The organism is Enterobacter sp. HMSC16D10, assembly GCF_001807145.1.
In the GTDB taxonomy this organism is placed as follows: Bacteria; Pseudomonadota; Gammaproteobacteria; order Enterobacterales; family Enterobacteriaceae; genus Enterobacter; species Enterobacter roggenkampii.
Genome location: NZ_KV787862.1, coordinates 1 through 18,711 on the forward strand (window position 1 = coordinate 1; position 18,711 = coordinate 18,711).

The following is an 18,711-nucleotide window of genomic DNA, read 5'->3' on the forward strand; positions in this document are numbered from 1 at the left end:
TTGTAGGCCCGGTAAGGCGAAGCCGCCACCGGGCTTTTTTTTACGCCGGAATCTGATCGATCTTACAGCTGCGTGACCAGACGCGGTGCGCGGCGAGCAAATCAAACAGCTTCGTCATGAAGGCATCGTCAACGTTATCGCCCTCGACAATGCCGTCCTCACCCTGATCGGCCACCTTCAGCTGCGCTTTAAACTGTCGCGCATCGCCGGAGAGCGCGATCGGTTTCAGGTGCTTATAGGCTTCCAGCAGATAATAGACGGCGTCGCCGTTGGTCAGCAGACTGGCAAGATCTCCGCCCGGCACAATCACCGCATCGACGGTGAGCGATGGCGCACCGGCAAAGGTCGCCGCGACTGGCAGCACAGAACCATCGTCGGCCGTCACCTCACCCATGCGGGAATAGAGCAGTTTGGCATGCACGCCCTGGGTTTTTAGCGCCTGCATGATCCCCAGCACGTCGCTGGCGCGGGTTTTGTCGTTCAGCAGAATGGCAACCACGCGGCCTTTAATCGAGCCGCCCGGCACTGCATACAGGCTCAGCGACGGATCTTTCTTCACGCCGTTAACCTCTTTCGGCGGAGCGAGGTTACGCTGCTCGTCGGTCAGCGTAATGCCCAGGTTGTCCGCGACGCTCTGGGCAAGCTGAACATCAATATGCGCCAGCTGATCGACCACGCGCTCGCGGATGTAGGTGCGCACCACTTTACTCAGCTCAAAGCTGAAGCCGCCGATGATGTGCTGTTGCTCAATCGGCGTCTGGCTGTTCCAGAACAGGCGAGGGTGGGCGTAATACTCGCCGAACGAGGTGCTGCGCTCGCGAATTTTATTGCCATCGATACGCTCCTGATAGGATTCAAATCCACCGCGTTTCGGTCCAGGAGGCGTTTCACGCGGCCAGTTATCGTTGATGGAGTTCGGCTCATAGTTCGCCGGGTTGGTATCAATATCCTGACGGTGCATCCCGTCGCGCTGGAAGTTGTGGTACGGGCAGGTTGGGCGGTTAATCGGAATTTCGTGGAAGTTCGGCCCGCCAAGACGGCTGATCTGCGTATCGGTATAGGAGAACAGGCGTCCCTGCAGGAGCGGATCGTTGGTGAAGTCCAGCCCCGGCACGATATGCCCCGGGTGGAACGCGGCCTGCTCGTTTTCGGAAAAGAAGTTATCCGGGTTGCGGTTGAGCACCATTTTACCCACCAGCTGCACCGGTACCAGCTCTTCCGGGATCAGCTTCGTCGGGTCCAGAAGGTCGAAATCGAACTTAAATTCGTCCTCTTCCGGGATGAGCTGCAGGCCCAGCTCGTATTCCGGAAAGTCGCCCGCTTCAATGGATTCCCAGAGCTCGCGGCGATGGAAGTCCGGATCGCGCCCGGTCAGCTTCTGCGCCTCGTCCCACACCAGCGAGGCTTTACCCGCCACCGGCTTCCAGTGGAAACGGACAAACGTGGCTTTCCCCTCGGCGTTGATCATCCGGAAGGTATGGATGCCAAACCCCTCCATGGTGCGGTAGCTGCGGGGGATCCCGCGGTCTGACATCGCCCACATCACGTTGTGTAAGGTTTCAGGCTGCAGGGAGACATAGTCCCAGAAGGTGTCGTGCGCACTTTGTCCCTGCGGTATGGCCCAGTGGGGCTCCGGTTTTACCGCATGGACAAAGTCAGGAAATTTATGCGCGTCCTGAATGAAAAACACCGGCGTGTTATTGCCGACCAGATCGAAAATGCCTTCTTCGGTATAAAACTTGGTGGCAAAGCCGCGGATATCCCGGACGGTGTCTGCCGAACCTGCGCCGCCCTGCACGGTGGAGAAACGCACAAATACCGGGGTAATTTTATCCGGGTCGGAGAGGAAGTCCGCTTTGGTGATCGCCTTCAGGCTCTTGTAGGGCTGAAAATAGCCGTGCGCAGCGGAACCGCGTGCGTGGACGATGCGTTCCGGTATCCGCTCGTGGTCAAAATGGGTGATTTTTTCCCGCAGAATGAAGTCTTCCAGCAGGGTTGGCCCGCGCGAGCCTGCGCGAAGTGAGTTCTGATCGTCAGAAATGCGCACGCCCTGATTGGTGGTGAGCGCAAAACCTTCGCCGCCTTTACGGTGTGGCTCAAGCGATTTCAGCTTCTCGTTTCCCGTATCCGGGGATTTCATGCTTCCCGGTGCGGTAGGCTGTTCGCCCGGTGCGGAAGGGCCCGGGGAGGGGCGGTGAGAGCCGTCAGAAGGGGCGAGAGAGTCCATGCCCGGTTGAGATTCTTCAGTGCCATGAATCGGTGATTGATGTGTTTTATCTTTGTTCGACATTGCACGCTTCTCCTTTATCCATTGCTAAAAACCCTATTAAGGATAGAACAATGTCGTGAGATGGCTCGCGAACTAAGAGTTTTCACATGCCATCATTAACGAAAGGAGCCATCTCACCCACTCGGAGCGCGACGGAAGGCAGCAGGATCGGCTATGATAGAATTTTCCTGCTTCAAGAATTTGCTTTAGTGAATCCGTCGCTTATGAAACCTCTTCGTCAACAAAACCGCCAGGTTATTAGCTATGTGCCCCGCGTTGAGCCCGCGCCGCCAGACCATGCCCTGAAAGTGGAGGGTTTTCGCGATGTGTGGCAGTTACGGGGGAAATACGTGGCCTTTGTGCTGATCGGCGAACATTTCCGTCGCTCTCCCACCTTTACGGTGCCGGAGTCCGCGCAACGGTGGGCGATGCAGATCCGCCAGGATGAAGAGGTTGAAGAATAACAGCCATAAAAAAACCGCCTGTTGGCGGTTTTTTTATTTCTACAGCGATTAACGATGCGCCAGTTCGGCGTCGTCTTCACTTTCCAGAATCGCTTTGTCGGTCTGCTTCAGCCACTGGCTGGTCAGCGTACCGGCGGTCATGGAGCCGCTGACGTTCAGCGCGGTACGGCCCATGTCGATCAGCGGCTCAACGGAGATCAGCAGCGCGACAAGCGTCACAGGCAGGCCCAGCGCAGGCAGCACAATCAGCGCGGCGAAGGTTGCACCGCCGCCAACGCCCGCAACGCCTGCGGAGCTTACGGTAACAATCCCGACCAGCGTGGCGATCCAGACCGGATCCAGCGGGTTGATGCCGACTGTAGGAGCAACCATTACCGCCAGCATCGCCGGGTACAGACCCGCACAGCCGTTCTGACCAATGGTGGCACCAAAGGAGGCAGAGAAGCTGGCGATGGATTCAGGCACGCCCAGACGACGAGTCTGTGCTTCAACGTTCAGCGGAATAGACGCGGCGCTGGAACGGCTGGTGAAGGCAAAGGTCAGTACCGGCCAGACCTTACGGAAGTATTTCAGCGGGCTGACGCCGTTCACGCCCAGCAGGATGCCGTGCACCACGAACATAATGCCAAGGCCCAGGTAAGAGGCGACAACGAAGCTGCCCAGCTTAATGATGTCCTGCAGGTTAGAGCCGGCAACCACTTTGGTCATCAGCGCCAGCACGCCGTAAGGGGTGAGCTGCATAACCAGACGAACCAGCTTCATCACCCAGCTTTGCAGGGTATCAATCGCGGTCAGCACGCGTTCGCCTTTTGGCGCATCGTCTTTCAGCAGCTTCAGCGCCGCCACGCCCAGGAACGCGGCGAAAATAACCACGCTGATGATGGAGGTTGGGCTCGCACCGGTCAGGTCAGCAAACGGGTTCTTCGGAATGAAGGAGAGCACCATCTGCGGCACGGTCAGGTCAGCCACTTTACCGACGTAGTTGGTCTGAATTGCGGTCAGACGCGCCGTTTCAGCGGTACCCTGAACCAGACCTTCTGCGGTGAGGCCAAACAGGTTAGTGACCAGCACACCCACCAGCGCGGCAATCAGCGTGGTGAACAGTAGCGTACCAATGGTCAGGAAACTGATTTTTCCCAACTGGGTCGCGTTATGCAGGCGGGCAACGGCGCTCAGAATAGAGGCGAATACCAGCGGCATAACGATCATCTGCAGCAGCTGAACATAGCCGTTACCGACAATGTTGAACCACTGAATGGAATCTTTCAGTACTGGATTATCGGAGCCATAAATAGCCTGTAATGTCAGACCAAATACGACACCCATGGCCAGACCAACCAGCACCTTTTTCGCCAGGCTCCACTGTTTATGGCGCGCCTGCGCGAGAAGCAATAGCAATACAACGAACACAACGACGTTCGCGATGAGTGGAAAATTCATCCCCGTTCTCCTGATTTATTATCGGGTCGGTTTTTACCGATCCTGTTGGCGGAAGGTTAGCAGAAGTGTGATGTCGCGCTTATATCCAAATGGAATGGGTTATGACAAATGGGATAGTTTTGTTGGTTTACTGTTCAATCTGGTGATGAATAAAGCGATTGAACTGAAATTGTAGCGAATTAATCATCTGGGAAGACCAGCGGACTGCACTGTTTTCGGGCAACGTTTGCGGCATCCAGACGGCGTAAGCAAACAGCGCCATGCACAAGACGCGCTCCAGTTGGTTCCCTTTCTGCGGTGCGAGGATGGGAAAACGGAAGCGCCAGCGGCAGGGCCACAGCAGCGGTACGCCCGCGGGCGTCAGCATATCGGCCAGAATATGGCTCAGATAGCCCAGCACCATCCCCTGGATGGCATCACCGGGGACGATCCAGCTTTCGGGCACTTTTAAATAGAAAAGCGTCAGCAGGCCAAACACGGCCAGCAGGCTGTGCGTAAACCCCCGGTGGCCGAACGCGCGGGCGATGGGTTTTGACACCCACTTCAGGCGCTGACCGAGGAAGGACTTGGGATGGTCAATATCGGGCAGCAGACAGGTCAAAACGGCGGAAGGGACGATATGCCACCAGTCCCCCTGTGCCAGCACGGGGGTGAGTTCAGCGTTTTTGGCAAATACTGCGCACGCGATAGAAAAAAGCAGGTGGCCTTCCGCCGTCATGATAAAACCCATAAAACTGTCAATTCATACAGTATAGGGTTTTTATACAGTAGGCGGAAGAGGTGACGGTGTAACTGTTTGTCACAAACTGCAGTAGGGTCTTAACCGCCCCGCAGGTGATGCGCCGTGAGTTCTGCCAGTGAAATCAGCTTCACATCGGCAAGGGCAAACCGGGGATCGTGGCGGCCTTCTTCCGCAGGCACCACAATGGAGCGCATCCGCGCGGCTTTAGACGCTATCATGCCGTTAACGGAATCTTCCAGCGCAACGCAGTTGAGGGGATCCACGCCGAGCTTAGCGGCACAGTCGAGATAGACCTGCGGGTGCGGCTTGCTGTAAGGCAATTTCTCAGCGGACGCCAGCGCGTCGAAACTGTCGCGCAGTTCAAACATGATGAGCACTTTTTCCAGCATATGCAGCGGTGACGCCGAGGCCAGGCCGACCTTGAGCCCCTGGGCTTTACACAGCGCGACGGCCTCACGTACGCCGGGCAGCAGCGGCTTGCTCTCTTCTACCAGCGAAATGGCGCGGCTGATAATGCGCGCGGTCACTTCATCACGACCCGGTCCAGCCCACGGCTGTTGGGCAAACCACAGGTCAACCACCATATCGATGCGCAGGCCCAGCGTATCGGGAAGTTCATTACGGCGGCTGATGTCCACGCCCAGGCTGGCCATGACCTCCAGTTCGGCGCGATCCCACAACGGTTCGGAATCGATCAGTAATCCATCCATGTCAAAAATTGCGGCAAGAATTTGGCGCGGTGTCGACATCACAACGTCTCCTTATCCAGGGTGTTCGACAGACGATAAGTGCTAAGCACACTCTGCAATTTAGCATATTGCTTTTAAAGAGCGGGCGAAATTGATGACCAGCAGGTAGACTTAGGCACAAATAACGCGTCTTTATGAAGAGGAACTGATGACGTATCAACAAGCTGGACGCATTGCGGTCTTAAAACGTATTGCTGGCTGGGTGATTTTTATTCCTGCCGTCATTTCTACGCTGATTTCTGTACTCAAATTTATGTACGATCACAGCGAAAAACAGCCGGGTATCAATGCGGTTATGCTTGATTTTGCGCATGTGATGATTGAGATGATGCGTTTTAATACGCCATTCTTGAATGTCTTCTGGTTTAACTCACCGACCCCGGATTTTCAGCATCAGCTGAATATCGGCTTTTGGGTGATCTACGCCCTGATCTTTGTTGCGCTGGCGCTGCAGGCCTCTGGCGCGCGAATGAGTCGTCAGACGCGCTTCTTACGCGAGGGCGTCGAGGACCAGCTCATTCTGGAGCAGGCCAAAGGCCCGGAAGGCATGAGCCGGGAGCAGATTGAATCCCGCATTGTTGTGCCGCGCCACACCATTTTCCTGCAAATTTTCCCGCTCTATATCCTTCCCGTGATTATCATTGTGGCAGGATACTTCTTCTTCTCACTGCTCGGTTTTCTGTAACCGATACGGGTGGCGGCAAAGCCACCCGTTCGCGTCTCAGGCGGCAAGCATGCGCTCAAGCGCCCGCTGGGCGTTAACCAGGTGTTCCCCACCAAAAAGTATGGCGCGGTTCATCAGCGTATAAAGCTGATACACCGGTTGACGATCGAGGAAGCCGGGCGGCAGGGGCGAAACCGACTGATACCCGTCGTATATCTGCGGCGGTTGTTCTGGGTGCAGCGGCAGCATGGCAAGGTCGCACTCTCGGTCACCCCAGTAGCAGGCCGGGTCGAAGATATAGGGGCCGTTGGGCCCCAGCGCGCAGTTATCGGACCACAAATCACCGTGGAGCAGAGACGCCTGAGGCTGGTGGGAGGCCAGGCGCTGCTGTACGTGCTCGACGATGGCGTCTATATTGCCAAACTCCAGCCCTTTTTCGGCGGCAAGCTCTAGCTGCCAGCCAATGCGCTGCTCGGCAAAAAACGTCGACCAGCGACGCTGCCAGGCATTGGGCTGCGGCGTGGTGGAAAGATCGTTGTCAAAATCAAGGCCAAACTGCGGCTGGTCGCTCCACTGATGGAGGCGCGCTAGCTGCTGGCCAAGAATGAAAGCGTTATGGGCATCCAGCGGACGGGCGGGGAGATATTCCATGACCAGAAAACTGTAATCGCGGTCGCTACCGACGGCCAGAACCTGCGGGACCGTCACCGTTTTACTGCGCGACAACAGCTCCAGCTGATCGGCTTCGGCGGTAAATATCGGAAGCAGTTCGCGTTCATCGCATTTTACGAAGAGATCGCGCCCTGCGTAGCGTAAATGCCACGCGGCGTGGATCTCTCCGCCTGGCAGTTCGTTACGCAGTTCAATTTCACCTTCACCCAGCTGCTCACTTAAAAGATGACTGATAGCCTGCCACATGTTGACTCTCCCATGTTGTCTGCCAGATCATAAAGTTAGCGCATTATTGCGGTAAAAAAATACGAACTAACGCACACCTGAGCGGTTTAATTTCATACAGGGCACTTATTGTTCTTTTTTCTGCCAGCTTTCCCAGGTGTCGACGTCAATTTCGGCTGGCTTGTCGGTCACACTTTCCACCAGGCTGGCGGCCAGCGCATGGACCTCTTCTTTATTAAGCGCGCCGATCAGGCCAAATGTCAGAGTGCCTAAATCATGAATATTGCCTTCGTCATCCGTCAGGGTGAGGAGAAAATTAGCCCGGGTGAAGGCATTGTTGAGCTCATTTAGCTCGGTAAGCGATGCTTCATGAAGGTTGACGGTTACGACATAACGAGTGATGTCACCACTGCTCATAATTCACCTCATTGTTATCATGGAAGTTTTCTTAGCATAGTCGATAGTTTGCGTTTGGCGACTCGGGGATGACGTTCCCCTCCATGCAGATGAAGGGGAACAGACGTTAATTTCGGGACAGGTAATCGACGATTTTTTGCGTATCGGCCAGCGAACAGAGGCGCGTGCCCTGGTTGATGGTGGCGGCGCTACCCGCCGCCACGCCGTAGCGCGTCATCTCGAGCAGTGACGCGCCCTGCGCAAGCTTAAGCGTCATCGCGCCCACCATGCTGTCACCCGCGCCAACCGTGCTCTGACTCTTCATCGGCGGTGGAACAACCTGAACGGACGACGTTTCATCGACGGCCAGCGCCCCCTGCGGACCGAGGGAAACCACCACGCGTCGCGCTTTGCCGCTGCGTACCAGCTCCTGCGCGGCGGTGCGCACATCGTCAGGCTGCGTCAGTTCGCGGTTGACCAGCGCGCTTAGCTCTTTCTGGTTGGGTTTGACCAGCTCAAGATTGCCCGGCACTAAGGCCGCCTGCAGAGCCTCGCCGCTGCTGTCAACGATGCATTGGATACCGCGTTGCTGCGCCGCCTGAATCAGCGCGGTTAATTTTTCCGTGCTGACGCCGGGCGGCAGGCTGCCGCTGACCACCAGCAGCGCGCCGCTTTCTATCGTCAGCACTTTCTCTTCAAGCTGACGAAACTCGTCATCGGTGAGTTTCGCGCCCGGCATGACAAACCGGTACTGCTCGCCGCTGGATTCCACGTGAACATGCAGGTTTTGCCGCGTCCAGTCTTTCGCCTCGACGGTCTCTACGGCCACCTGTTCATCTGCCAGCAGGGAGACCAGGTGTTCACCGGTAGCACCGCCTGCGGGGAAAATGGCCGTGGCTTTGCCGCCGAGGTGGGTAATGGCGCGCGCCACGTTGATACCGCCACCGCCGGGCTCAAAGACCGGGGCGCTACAGCGCAATTTACCTTCCGGATAAATCTGCGGCGTCAGGGTGGCGGAATCAAGGGAAGGGGAGAGCGTCAGGGTGTAGATAGGAACCATCATTACCTCCTTTTAGCATGGGTTCCTTTTAGTCTGGCACCATTTGTCAGGAAGGCAATGTAAATAACAGTATGATTTTAAATATGAATAGTGAATAAAAGTGAGGCCGGAGACATATAAAATAAAACGCTTTTTGGGATCGTTCTTATTCAAAAAATGAAATAAGAAAACATTGCTATGTTATTTGCGGCTTTTTATAATTTGTTACCTTTCTCTGGACGCCTTGTCATTGATCCTCAAGAAAGATTCCGGGACCGTGTGGTCTCTTTTTTTGTTGTACGGACTCCTTAATAAAATGAAGCTTTTAAAGACAGTGCCCGCTGCACTGATGCTGGCGGGTGGCGTGTTTGCGGCTATGAACGCGACCGCCGATGATTCCGTTTTTACTGTCATGGACGATCCCTCCACCGCGAAAAAACCGTTTGAAGGTAACCTGAACGCGGGGTACCTGGCACAATCCGGTAACACCAAAAGCTCTTCTCTGACGGCGGACAGTACGCTCACCTGGTACGGTAATACCACCGCCTGGTCTCTGTGGGGTAATGCCAGCAATACGTCCGCTAATGACGAACGCTCTTCCGAGAAATATGCGGTAGGCGGACGTAGCCGTTACAACATGACCGACTATGACTACCTGTTTGGTCAGGCAAGCTGGTTAACCGACCGTTACAACGGTTATCGCCAGCGTGACGTGTTCACGGCGGGTTATGGTCGTCAGTTCCTGAACGGTCCGGTACACAGCCTCCGTTTTGAATTCGGTCCCGGTGTGCGTTATGACGAGTACACCAATGGCGATACCAAAACTCAACCGCTCGGTTACGCTTCTGGTACCTATGCCTGGCAGATGACTGATAACACCAAATTTACACAGGGTGTTTCTGTATTTGGTGCCGACGACACGACGCTGAACTCTGAGACGGCGCTCAACGTGGCCATCAACGAACACTTTGGTCTGAAAGTCGCCTACAACGTGACCTGGAACTCTTCACCACCAGAGTCTGCACCGGATCATACCGACCGCAGAACCACGGTTTCACTGGGTTATAGAATGTAATAAAGACGGGCCGATAATCATGTCGGCCCGTTTATTCTCTCTGATCTTGTGACGTCCCTTCTGATGAGCTCTACTCGCCCCTAACCCCAAATCATCGCCGCCCAACGGAGTAACAGCATTGCGCCGCAGATGGCAATCAGCACCAGCACCATTTTCCAGTGTTTTACGGCAAATCGTTTTGTTGGCATAACCTAATCCTTGTTCGTTGATATCCACAGTCTACCAAACAGGGCCTGAATATGCCCCTTCGCAGGAACGATTGGGTTATGCCAGCGTAGGGGGCGGTTCAGAACCAGTGGAATCGTTCGGCGAGAATCAACAATAAACCTGTGGCGGAAAGGATGTTCAATATCACAACCGTTCTACTGGATACGTTCATGGTATGCACCTTTGGGTTTAAAGACCTGTTCAAGAGTAGCCCTGCATTTCTAAATTGCGAGCGCCGGGAATATGCAACCTGCAAATTCATGCGAAAGTGCCAGCACATCAATCTGCCAGCAGAGGGTGCAATCTCCCTTTTGTTAGTGTTAACATTGCAAGGCTTGCCGTATATCCGGCGTTGTCTGATTTTCCGGCAGGTGAATGATGACGAACCAATTTGACGATTGTTGGTCAGATGGTGTCGTAATCTATTGTCAAATCACGATTATTTTCTTTGTATATGCTCTTATGTGTGGGGCATCACTGCAAATAAGGATATAAAATGCCTGTAATTACTCTTCCTGATGGCAGCCAACGCCATTTCGACCGCGCTGTTAGCCCAATGGATGTTGCCCTGGACATCGGTCCTGGTCTCGCGAAAGCGACCATCGCCGGCCGTGTCAACGGTGAGCTGGTGGATGCCTCCGATCTGATCGAAAACGATGCGACGCTGGCCATCATCACCGCAAAAGATGAAGAAGGTCTGGAGATCATTCGTCACTCCTGCGCGCACCTGTTGGGCCATGCCATCAAACAGCTGTGGCCAAACACCAAAATGGCGATCGGTCCGGTTATCGATAATGGTTTCTACTACGACGTTGACCTTGACCATACCCTGACTCAGGAAGATATCGACGCGCTCGAAAAACGTATGCACGAGCTCGCCGAAACGAACTATGACGTCATCAAGAAGAAAGTCAGCTGGCACGAAGCGCGTGAAACCTTCGTGAAGCGCGGCGAGAGCTATAAAGTCTCGATTCTTGACGAAAACATTTCGCATGATGACAAGCCTGGCTTGTACCATCACGAAGAATACGTCGACATGTGCCGTGGACCGCACGTGCCGAACATGCGCTTCTGTCATCACTTTAAGCTGATGAAGATCGCAGGCGCCTACTGGCGCGGCGACAGCAACAACAAGATGTTGCAGCGTATCTATGGTACCGCATGGGCCGATAAAAAAGCCCTGAACGCGTACCTGCTGCGCCTGGAAGAGGCGGCGAAGCGTGACCACCGTAAAATCGGCAAGCAGCTTGACCTGTACCACATGCAGGAAGAAGCGCCGGGTATGGTGTTCTGGCATAACGACGGCTGGACCATCTTCCGTGAACTGGAAACCTTCGTACGCTCCAAGCTGAAAGAGTACCAGTATCAGGAAGTGAAAGGCCCGTTCATGATGGACCGTGTGCTGTGGGAAAAAACCGGCCACTGGGACAACTACAAGGATGCGATGTTCACCACCTCGTCTGAGAACCGTGAATACTGCATCAAGCCAATGAACTGCCCGGGCCACGTTCAGATCTTCAATCAGGGTCTGAAATCCTACCGCGACCTGCCGCTGCGTATGGCGGAGTTCGGTAGCTGCCACCGTAACGAGCCATCAGGTGCGCTGCACGGTCTGATGCGCGTGCGTGGCTTTACGCAGGATGATGCGCATATCTTCTGTACCGAAGATCAGGTCCGTGACGAAGTTAACGCCTGTATTCGTATGGTCTACGATATGTACAGCACTTTTGGCTTCGAGAAGATCGTGGTCAAACTCTCAACGCGTCCGGAAAAACGTATCGGTAGCGATGAGACCTGGGATCGCGCAGAAGCGGATCTCGCCGTGGCGCTGGAAGAGAACGGCATTCCGTTCGAATACCAGCTGGGCGAGGGCGCATTCTACGGTCCGAAAATTGAATTTACCCTGTATGACTGCCTCGATCGCGCATGGCAGTGCGGTACTGTACAGCTGGACTTCTCCCTGCCGCAGCGTTTAAGCGCCTCTTATGTTGGCGAAGACAACGAGCGTCAGGTGCCGGTAATGATTCACCGCGCAATTCTCGGTTCTCTGGAGCGCTTCATCGGCATCCTGACCGAAGAGTTCGCCGGCTTCTTCCCAACCTGGCTTGCGCCGGTGCAGGTGGTGGTGATGAACATTACCGATTCTCAGGCAGATTACGTTAAAGAATTGACGCAGAAACTACAAAATGCGGGCATTCGCGTAAAAGCAGACTTGAGAAATGAGAAGATTGGCTTTAAAATCCGCGAGCACACTTTACGTCGTGTCCCGTATATGTTGGTCTGTGGTGATAAAGAGGTGGAAGCAGGCAAAGTTGCCGTTCGCACCCGCCGTGGTAAAGACCTGGGCAGCCTGGACGTAAGTGAAGTGATTGAGAAGCTGCAACAAGAGATTCGCAGCCGCAGTCTTCAACAACTGGAGGAATAAGGTATTAAAGGCGGAAAACGAGTTCAAACGGCACGTCCGAATCGTATCAATGGCGAGATTCGCGCCCAGGAAGTTCGCTTAACAGGTCTGGAAGGCGAGCAGCTGGGGATTGTGAGTCTGAGAGAAGCAATCGAAAAGGCTGAAGAAGCTGGAGTAGATTTAGTTGAAATCAGCCCTAACGCCGAACCGCCAGTTTGTCGTATCATGGACTACGGCAAGTTCCTTTATGAAAAGAGTAAGTCTTCTAAGGAACAGAAGAAGAAGCAAAAAGTTATCCAGGTTAAGGAAATCAAATTCCGTCCTGGTACCGACGATGGCGATTATCAGGTAAAACTCCGCAGCCTGATTCGCTTTCTGGAAGATGGCGATAAGGCCAAGATCACACTGCGTTTCCGCGGTCGTGAGATGGCCCACCAACAGATTGGTATGGAAGTGCTTAACCGCGTCCGTGACGATCTGAGTGAACTGGCAGTAGTCGAATCCTTCCCTACGAAGATCGAAGGCCGCCAGATGATCATGGTGCTCGCTCCTAAGAAGAAACAGTAAGGCCTTCAAGCAGCAAAATCTGTGGAGCCTTCGGGTTTCATAGGTTTTGTTCGCCTATGTTTCGTTTATTTAACAATGCGAAGTGGAAGTTATTAAAATGCCAAAAATTAAGACCGTACGCGGTGCTGCTAAGCGCTTCAAAAAAACCGGTAAAGGTGGTTTTAAGCACAAGCACGCTAACCTGCGTCACATTCTGACTAAGAAAGCTACCAAGCGTAAACGTCACCTGCGTCCAAAAGCCATGGTTTCTAAAGGCGATCTGGGCCTGGTCATCGCGTGCCTGCCGTACGCATAAGTCGTTTCGTTTAACTTTTTTAACTTAGAATAGATACAGGAGAGCACACATGGCTCGCGTAAAACGTGGTGTAATTGCACGTGCACGTCACAAGAAAATTTTGAAACAAGCTAAAGGCTACTACGGTGCGCGTTCACGCGTATACCGCGTTGCCTTCCAGGCTGTTATCAAAGCAGGTCAGTACGCTTACCGTGACCGTCGTCAGCGTAAGCGTCAGTTCCGTCAACTGTGGATTGCGCGTATCAACGCAGCAGCACGTCAGAACGGTATTTCTTACAGCAAATTCATCAACGGCCTGAAAAAAGCCTCTGTTGAAATCGACCGTAAGATCCTGGCTGACATCGCAGTATTCGACAAAGTAGCGTTCACCGCTCTGGTCGAAAAAGCGAAAGCAGCACTGGCATAAGCCAGTTGAGAGAGGGGGCCTGGCTCCCTCTTTTCATATAACCCTGTAAGAAGATTGACATTTACCCGTGCAGGCTTTTCAATAAGGTCTCAACGGTTTTTACCCAACAAGGTAACGCAAGCATGAATGCTGCTATTTTCCGCTTCTTCTTTTACTTTAGCACCTGACTTCAGGAGGCTAGCGCGTGAAAGATGAAACGAAAAACAGCGCCAGATAAGCCTCCCGATGGAGGCTTTTTTTGTGCCTGAATTTGAGAGAATAACTCCACCAAATCGGTGTCTGCACCGACATAATGAGGAAAATCATGTCACATCTCGCAGAGCTGGTTGCCAGTGCAACAGCCGCCATTAATCAGGCCTCAGATGTTGCCGCGTTAGACAATGTCCGCGTCGAATATCTTGGGAAGAAAGGGCACCTGACCCTTCAAATGACAACCCTGCGTGAGCTGCCGCCAGAAGAGCGCCCGGCAGCGGGGGCGGTGATTAACGAAGCCAAAGAGCAGGTACAGCAGGCGCTGAACGCACGCAAAGCCGAGCTGGAAAGCGCGGTGCTGAATGCGCGTCTGGCCGCAGAGACGATTGACGTTTCTCTGCCGGGTCGCCGCATCGAGAACGGCGGTCTGCACCCGGTTACCCGCACCATCGATCGCATTGAAAGTTTCTTCGGTGAGCTCGGCTTTACCGTGGCGACTGGCCCGGAAATCGAAGATGATTACCACAACTTCGATGCTCTGAACATTCCTGGCCATCATCCGGCACGCGCTGACCACGACACTTTCTGGTTCGACGCGACGCGTCTGCTGCGTACCCAGACCTCCGGCGTTCAGATCCGTACCATGAAGGATCAGGCGCCGCCAATCCGTATTATCGCGCCGGGCCGCGTTTATCGTAACGACTACGATCAGACCCACACCCCAATGTTCCACCAGATGGAAGGTCTGATTGTTGATAAAAACATCAGCTTCACCAACCTGAAAGGCACGCTGCACGATTTCCTGAACAACTTCTTTGAGGAAGATCTGCAGGTTCGTTTCCGTCCGTCCTACTTCCCGTTCACCGAACCGTCTGCGGAAGTTGACGTGATGGGCAAAAACGGCAAATGGCTGGAAGTGCTGGGCTGCGGCATGGTGCATCCAAACGTCCTGCGCAACGTGGGTATCGATCCGGAAGTTTACTCCGGCTTCGCCTTCGGTATGGGCATGGAGCGTCTGACCATGCTGCGCTATGGCGTCACCGACTTACGTGCATTCTTCGAAAACGATCTGCGTTTCCTCAAACAGTTTAAATAAGGGCAGGACAGAACAATGAAATTCAGTGAACTGTGGTTACGCGAGTGGGTGAACACCACGCTGGACAGCGACGCGCTTTCTAACCAGATTACCATGGCGGGTCTGGAAGTGGACGGCGTTGAGCCGGTTTCAGGGGCATTCAACGGCGTGGTCGTCGGCGAAGTGGTAGAGTGCGGCCAGCACCCTAACGCGGACAAACTGCGCGTAACAAAAGTAAACGTAGGCGGCGACCGTCTGCTGGATATCGTCTGCGGTGCGCCAAACTGCCGCCAGGGGCTGAAAGTGGCCGTGGCGACCGTCGGTGCGGTACTGCCGGGCGATTTCAAAATCAAAGCGGCTAAGCTGCGCGGCGAGCCGTCTGAAGGCATGCTGTGTTCCTTCTCCGAGCTGGGTATTTCCGACGATCACAACGGCATCATTGAGCTGCCGCTGGATGCGCCAATCGGCACCGACATCCGCGAATACCTGAAGCTTGATGACAACACCATCGAAATCAGCGTCACGCCAAACCGTGCTGACTGCTTAGGGATCATCGGCGTGGCGCGCGACGTTGCCGTGCTGAACCAGACCGCGCTGAACGCGCCGGAGATCGTCCCGGTTGAAGCGACCATCAATGACGTGCTGCCTATCCAGGTTGACGCTGCGGATGCCTGCCCGCGCTATCTCGGTCGCGTGGTGAAAGGCATCAACGTGAAAGCGCCAACCCCGCTGTGGATGAAAGAGAAGCTGCGCCGCTGCGGTATCCGCTCTATCGACGCCGTGGTTGACGTGACTAACTACGTTCTGCTGGAACTGGGCCAGCCAATGCACGCCTTCGATAAAGATCGTATTGAAGGCGGTATTGTGGTGCGCATGGCGAAAGAGGGCGAAACCCTGGTTCTGCTGGACGGCACCGAAGCGAAACTGAACGCCGACACCCTGGTGATTGCTGACCACAGCAAAGCGCTGGCAATGGGCGGTATCTTCGGAGGCGAGCATTCAGGCGTCAACGACGAAACGCAAAACGTCCTGCTGGAGTGCGCGTTCTTCAGCCCGCTTTCCATCACTGGTCGCGCACGCCGTCACGGCCTGCACACCGATGCGTCCCACCGCTACGAGCGCGGCGTGGATCCTGCGCTGCAATACAAAGCGATGGAGCGTGCGACTCGCCTGCTGATCGACATCTGCGGCGGCGAAGCGGGCCCGGTTATCGACGTCACCAACGAAGCCACGCTGCCGAAGCGTGCGACCATCACCCTGCGTCGCAGTAAGCTGGATCGCCTGATTGGGCACCACGTTGCCGACGCGCAGGTGACCGATATTCTGAAGCGTCTGGGTTGCGACGTAACCGAAGGCCAGGACGAGTGGAAAGCCGTTGCGCCGTCATGGCGTTTCGACATGGAAATTGAAGAAGATCTGGTGGAAGAAGTGGCCCGTGTTTATGGCTACAACAACATCCCTGACGAGCCGGTACAGGCAGGTCTGGTGATGGGCACCCACCGTGAAGCCGACCTGTCCCTGAAGCGTGTGAAAACCATGCTGAACGACAAAGGCTATCAGGAAGTGATCACCTACAGCTTTGTTGATCCAAAGCTGCAGCAGCTGATCCACCCGGGTCAGGAAGCGCTGATCCTGCCAAGCCCAATTTCCAGCGAAATGTCCGCGATGCGTCTGTCCCTGTGGACGGGCCTGCTGGGCACTATCGTTTATAACCAGAATCGCCAGCAAAACCGCGTGCGAATTTTCGAAAGCGGTTTGCGCTTTGTACCGGATAATCAGGCAAATTTAGGCATCCGTCAGGATCTCATGCTGGCTGGCGCCATCAGCGGTAACCGTTATGAAGAGCACTGGGACCTGGCAAAAGGCACGGTTGATTTCTACGATATGAAGGGCGATCTGGAAGCGATTCTGGATCTGACCGGTAAATTATCTGAAATTGAATTCCGCGCAGAAGCCATCCCGGCCCTGCATCCAGGCCAGAGCGCTGCCCTCTATTTAGACGGCAAACGCATTGGTTTTATTGGGGTTGTTCACCCTGAGCTGGAGCGTAAACTGGACCTGAATGGCCGTACCATCGTGTTTGAGCTGGAATGGAACCTGGTGGCAGACCGCGTGATTCCTCAGGCTCAGGACGTCTCCCGCTTCCCGGCAAACCGCCGTGATATCGCGGTTGTGGTCGCGGAAAATGTGCCCGCAGCAGATATTTTGGCCGAATGTAAGAAAGTTGGCGTAAATCAGGTAGTTGGCGTAAACTTATTTGACGTGTACCGCGGCAAGGGCGTAGCAGAGGGCTTTAAGAGCCTGGCTATCAGCCTGATCCTTCAGGATACCAGCCGTACACTCGAAGAAGAGGAGATTGCCGCTACCGTCGCCAAATGTGTAGAGGCATTAAAAGAGCGATTCCAGGCATCATTGAGGGATTGAACCTATGGCGCTTACAAAAGCTGAAATGTCAGAATATCTGTTTGATAAGCTTGGGCTTAGCAAACGGGATGCCAAAGAGCTGGTAGAGCTGTTTTTCGAAGAGATCCGTCGTGCTCTGGAAAATGGTGAGCAGGTAAAACTCTCCGGCTTTGGCAATTTTGATTTGCGAGATAAAAACCAACGTCCGGGCCGCAACCCGAAGACGGGGGAAGATATTCCCATTACAGCCCGCCGCGTGGTGACCTTCAGACCCGGCCAGAAGTTAAAAAGCCGTGTCGAAAACGCAACGCCCAAAGCAGAGTAATATGAACTAACTAAAAAGGCCGCCCACGCGGCCTTTTTTCTTTGCGCTCTCAGGCAAACCCGCCGTAAAATCAATTACATCTCTCGCTACGAAAACCGTAAACATGCTTGATTATGTCCATCTCCAGCACCGTTCCGATCGGCGTCACCTGCTTATTCTGGTGCTGCTGCTCATTGTCGCCGCAGGCGTTAGCCTCTGCGCCGGTGACCGGTGGATAGGGCCCGAAAGCTGGTGGGGACCTGACGGACAGCTCTTCGTCTGGCAAATTCGTCTGCCGCGTACCGTCGCGGTGATGCTGGTGGGGGCCGCGCTGGCGCTGTGCGGCACCATTATGCAGGCGTTGTTTGAGAATCCTCTGGCGGAGCCCGGGCTGCTCGGCGTGTCTAACGGTGCGGGCGTGGGGCTGATTGCAGCGGTGATGCTGGGCGGAGGAGAACTCTCCGGCTGGAGCATTAGCCTGAGCGCGATCCTCGGCGCATTACTGATAACGCTCATCCTTCTTCGTTTTGCCAGACGGCACTTATCGACCAGCCGTCTGCTGCTTGCCGGCGTGGCGCTGGGGATCATCTGTAGCGCGCTGATGACCTGGGCGGTCTACTTCTCGACCTCTTTTGACCTTCGGCAGCTCATGTACTGGATGATGGGCGGCTTTGGCGGCGTCGACTGGCAGCAGGGCTGGCTGATGGCGCTGCTGGTGCCGGTCATCGTGTGGGCTGCCCTGCAGGCGCAGCCGTTGAATATGCTCGCGCTGGGTGAAACCTCAGCCCGCCAGCTGGGCATGCCGATTGGGTTCTGGCGTAATGTGCTGGTCATCGCCATTGGCTGGCTGGTCGGCGTCAGCGTGGCTCTGGCGGGCGCGATTGGCTTTATCGGTCTGGTGATTCCGCATATGCTCCGACTGTGCGGAATCACGGACCATCGAACCTTGCTTCCGGCCTCGGCGGTTGCCGGGACCGTCACGCTGCTGGTGGCCGACATCATCGCCAGGCTTGCCCTGACGGCCGCAGAGCTGCCCATTGGCGTGGTGACCGCCACGCTGGGCGCGCCGGTCTTTATCTGGCTACTATTAAAAGCTGGACGTTAAATCGACAACCTGAGGAAA

21 protein-coding genes and 1 other annotated feature are annotated in these 18,711 nt (G+C 54.9%); of the genes, 12 read left to right on the top strand and 9 right to left on the bottom strand.

Going from position 1 to position 18,711, the window contains the following annotated elements:
* Positions 1-40 precede the first annotated feature (40 nt).
* Positions 41-2,290, bottom strand: coding sequence for a catalase HPII (katE, locus tag HMPREF3143_RS07975; protein WP_070532534.1), 2,250 nt, complete (start codon positions 2,288-2,290; stop codon positions 41-43).
* Positions 2,291-2,457: 167 nt separating this feature from the next.
* On the opposite strand from katE, the gene cedA reads away from it, so the two are divergent.
* Positions 2,458-2,733 carry a cell division activator CedA gene (gene cedA, locus HMPREF3143_RS07980; protein WP_191091794.1) on the top strand — a complete coding sequence of 92 codons (276 nt, stop codon included), beginning with the start codon at positions 2,458-2,460 and terminating at the stop codon, positions 2,731-2,733.
* Between the two features lie 48 nt (positions 2,734-2,781).
* Here cedA and HMPREF3143_RS07985 read toward each other — a convergent pair whose 3' ends face one another.
* The 3 genes from HMPREF3143_RS07985 to hxpB form a co-directional block, all read right to left on the bottom strand.
* Positions 2,782-4,173 carry an L-cystine transporter gene (locus tag HMPREF3143_RS07985; RefSeq protein ID WP_070532538.1) on the bottom strand — a complete coding sequence of 464 codons (1,392 nt, stop codon included), beginning with the start codon at positions 4,171-4,173 and terminating at the stop codon, positions 2,782-2,784.
* A gap of 127 nt (positions 4,174-4,300) precedes the next feature.
* Positions 4,301-4,891 carry a metal-dependent hydrolase gene (locus HMPREF3143_RS07990; RefSeq protein ID WP_032644865.1) on the bottom strand — a complete coding sequence of 197 codons (591 nt, stop codon included), beginning with the start codon at positions 4,889-4,891 and terminating at the stop codon, positions 4,301-4,303.
* 101 nt (positions 4,892-4,992) lie between these two features.
* Entirely contained in the window at positions 4,993-5,664 is a 672-nt protein-coding gene (hxpB, locus tag HMPREF3143_RS07995) for a hexitol phosphatase HxpB (RefSeq protein ID WP_021241077.1), read from the bottom strand.
* Positions 5,665-5,812: 148 nt separating this feature from the next.
* Here hxpB and HMPREF3143_RS08000 point away from each other — a divergent pair, with 148 nt between their 5' ends.
* Positions 5,813-6,349, top strand: coding sequence for a YniB family protein (locus tag HMPREF3143_RS08000; RefSeq protein ID WP_008500663.1), 537 nt, complete (start codon positions 5,813-5,815; stop codon positions 6,347-6,349).
* A 36-nt stretch (positions 6,350-6,385) separates the two neighbouring features.
* On the opposite strand, the gene HMPREF3143_RS08005 is transcribed toward HMPREF3143_RS08000, so the two are convergent.
* The 3 genes from HMPREF3143_RS08005 to pfkB all read right to left on the bottom strand — a co-directional run bounded on the left by HMPREF3143_RS08005 (position 6,386) and on the right by pfkB (position 8,681).
* Complete coding sequence (locus HMPREF3143_RS08005) at positions 6,386-7,246, bottom strand: fructosamine kinase family protein (RefSeq protein ID WP_008500662.1); 861 nt, start codon at positions 7,244-7,246, stop codon at positions 6,386-6,388.
* Between the two features lie 105 nt (positions 7,247-7,351).
* Complete coding sequence (gene ghoS, locus HMPREF3143_RS08010; RefSeq protein WP_021241079.1) at positions 7,352-7,642, bottom strand: type V toxin-antitoxin system endoribonuclease antitoxin GhoS; 291 nt, start codon at positions 7,640-7,642, stop codon at positions 7,352-7,354.
* 106 nt (positions 7,643-7,748) lie between these two features.
* Positions 7,749-8,681: a 6-phosphofructokinase II gene (gene pfkB, locus HMPREF3143_RS08015; protein WP_070532541.1), complete on the bottom strand. Its 933-nt coding sequence runs from the start codon at positions 8,679-8,681 to the stop codon at positions 7,749-7,751.
* Between the two features lie 295 nt (positions 8,682-8,976).
* On the opposite strand from pfkB, the gene HMPREF3143_RS08020 reads away from it, so the two are divergent.
* A complete protein-coding gene (locus tag HMPREF3143_RS08020; RefSeq protein ID WP_021241081.1) occupies positions 8,977-9,735 on the top strand; it encodes a DUF481 domain-containing protein in 759 nt (252 codons plus the stop codon).
* Between the two features lie 80 nt (positions 9,736-9,815).
* Here the strand turns inward: HMPREF3143_RS08020 and yniD are convergent, their stop codons facing one another.
* Both yniD and yncL read right to left on the bottom strand, forming a co-directional pair.
* Complete coding sequence (gene yniD / locus HMPREF3143_RS25555) at positions 9,816-9,923, bottom strand: small membrane protein YniD (RefSeq protein WP_008500658.1); 108 nt, start codon at positions 9,921-9,923, stop codon at positions 9,816-9,818.
* 98 nt (positions 9,924-10,021) lie between these two features.
* A complete protein-coding gene (gene yncL, locus HMPREF3143_RS26455; RefSeq protein ID WP_084635613.1) occupies positions 10,022-10,222 on the bottom strand; it encodes a stress response membrane protein YncL in 201 nt (66 codons plus the stop codon).
* Positions 10,223-10,438: 216 nt separating this feature from the next.
* Here yncL and thrS point away from each other — a divergent pair, with 216 nt between their 5' ends.
* The 9 genes from thrS (at position 10,439) to btuC (ending at position 18,693) form a co-directional block, all read left to right on the top strand.
* Positions 10,439-12,367 carry a threonine--tRNA ligase gene (thrS, locus tag HMPREF3143_RS08030; RefSeq protein ID WP_008500657.1) on the top strand — a complete coding sequence of 643 codons (1,929 nt, stop codon included), beginning with the start codon at positions 10,439-10,441 and terminating at the stop codon, positions 12,365-12,367.
* Between the two features lie 3 nt (positions 12,368-12,370).
* Entirely contained in the window at positions 12,371-12,913 is a 543-nt protein-coding gene (gene infC, locus HMPREF3143_RS08035) for a translation initiation factor IF-3 (RefSeq protein ID WP_023616141.1), read from the top strand.
* Positions 12,914-13,010: 97 nt separating this feature from the next.
* Positions 13,011-13,208, top strand: a complete 198-nt coding sequence (gene rpmI / locus HMPREF3143_RS08040) for a 50S ribosomal protein L35 (protein WP_001124225.1) — start codon at positions 13,011-13,013, stop codon at positions 13,206-13,208.
* Positions 13,209-13,257: 49 nt separating this feature from the next.
* Positions 13,258-13,614, top strand: a complete 357-nt coding sequence (gene rplT / locus HMPREF3143_RS08045; RefSeq protein ID WP_000124850.1) for a 50S ribosomal protein L20 — start codon at positions 13,258-13,260, stop codon at positions 13,612-13,614.
* 117 nt (positions 13,615-13,731) lie between these two features.
* Positions 13,732-13,856, top strand: a sequence feature (Phe leader region).
* A complete protein-coding gene (pheM, locus tag HMPREF3143_RS25915; protein ID WP_001386830.1) occupies positions 13,737-13,781 on the top strand; it encodes a pheST operon leader peptide PheM in 45 nt (14 codons plus the stop codon). (Overlaps the previous feature by 45 nt.)
* A gap of 62 nt (positions 13,857-13,918) precedes the next feature.
* Positions 13,919-14,902, top strand: a complete 984-nt coding sequence (gene pheS / locus HMPREF3143_RS08050) for a phenylalanine--tRNA ligase subunit alpha (protein WP_021241084.1) — start codon at positions 13,919-13,921, stop codon at positions 14,900-14,902.
* A 15-nt stretch (positions 14,903-14,917) separates the two neighbouring features.
* Positions 14,918-17,305, top strand: a complete 2,388-nt coding sequence (gene pheT, locus HMPREF3143_RS08055; protein ID WP_070532544.1) for a phenylalanine--tRNA ligase subunit beta — start codon at positions 14,918-14,920, stop codon at positions 17,303-17,305.
* 4 nt (positions 17,306-17,309) lie between these two features.
* On the top strand, positions 17,310-17,609 hold the full coding sequence (ihfA, locus tag HMPREF3143_RS08060) for an integration host factor subunit alpha (RefSeq protein ID WP_003857805.1): 300 nt from the start codon (positions 17,310-17,312) through the stop codon (positions 17,607-17,609).
* Between the two features lie 103 nt (positions 17,610-17,712).
* Positions 17,713-18,693, top strand: coding sequence for a vitamin B12 ABC transporter permease BtuC (btuC, locus tag HMPREF3143_RS08065; protein WP_070532548.1), 981 nt, complete (start codon positions 17,713-17,715; stop codon positions 18,691-18,693).
* Positions 18,694-18,711: the final 18 nt, after the last annotated feature.

Coding starts and splice junctions, on each gene's coding strand:
- katE (WP_070532534.1), bottom strand. CDS start 2,290: ATGTCGAACAAAGATAAAACACATCAATCACCGATTCATGGCACTGAA.
- HMPREF3143_RS07985 (WP_070532538.1), bottom strand. CDS start 4,173: ATGAATTTTCCACTCATCGCGAACGTCGTTGTGTTCGTTGTATTGCTA.
- HMPREF3143_RS07990 (WP_032644865.1), bottom strand. CDS start 4,891: ATGACGGCGGAAGGCCACCTGCTTTTTTCTATCGCGTGCGCAGTATTT.
- hxpB (WP_021241077.1), bottom strand. CDS start 5,664: ATGTCGACACCGCGCCAAATTCTTGCCGCAATTTTTGACATGGATGGA.
- HMPREF3143_RS08000 (WP_008500663.1), top strand. CDS start 5,813: ATGACGTATCAACAAGCTGGACGCATTGCGGTCTTAAAACGTATTGCT.
- HMPREF3143_RS08005 (WP_008500662.1), bottom strand. CDS start 7,246: ATGTGGCAGGCTATCAGTCATCTTTTAAGTGAGCAGCTGGGTGAAGGT.
- ghoS (WP_021241079.1), bottom strand. CDS start 7,642: ATGAGCAGTGGTGACATCACTCGTTATGTCGTAACCGTCAACCTTCAT.
- pfkB (WP_070532541.1), bottom strand. CDS start 8,681: ATGGTTCCTATCTACACCCTGACGCTCTCCCCTTCCCTTGATTCCGCC.
- HMPREF3143_RS08020 (WP_021241081.1), top strand. CDS start 8,977: ATGAAGCTTTTAAAGACAGTGCCCGCTGCACTGATGCTGGCGGGTGGC.
- yniD (WP_008500658.1), bottom strand. CDS start 9,923: ATGCCAACAAAACGATTTGCCGTAAAACACTGGAAAATGGTGCTGGTG.
- yncL (WP_084635613.1), bottom strand. CDS start 10,222: ATGTGCTGGCACTTTCGCATGAATTTGCAGGTTGCATATTCCCGGCGC.
- thrS (WP_008500657.1), top strand. CDS start 10,439: ATGCCTGTAATTACTCTTCCTGATGGCAGCCAACGCCATTTCGACCGC.
- rpmI (WP_001124225.1), top strand. CDS start 13,011: ATGCCAAAAATTAAGACCGTACGCGGTGCTGCTAAGCGCTTCAAAAAA.
- rplT (WP_000124850.1), top strand. CDS start 13,258: ATGGCTCGCGTAAAACGTGGTGTAATTGCACGTGCACGTCACAAGAAA.
- pheS (WP_021241084.1), top strand. CDS start 13,919: ATGTCACATCTCGCAGAGCTGGTTGCCAGTGCAACAGCCGCCATTAAT.
- pheT (WP_070532544.1), top strand. CDS start 14,918: ATGAAATTCAGTGAACTGTGGTTACGCGAGTGGGTGAACACCACGCTG.
- ihfA (WP_003857805.1), top strand. CDS start 17,310: ATGGCGCTTACAAAAGCTGAAATGTCAGAATATCTGTTTGATAAGCTT.
- btuC (WP_070532548.1), top strand. CDS start 17,713: ATGCTTGATTATGTCCATCTCCAGCACCGTTCCGATCGGCGTCACCTG.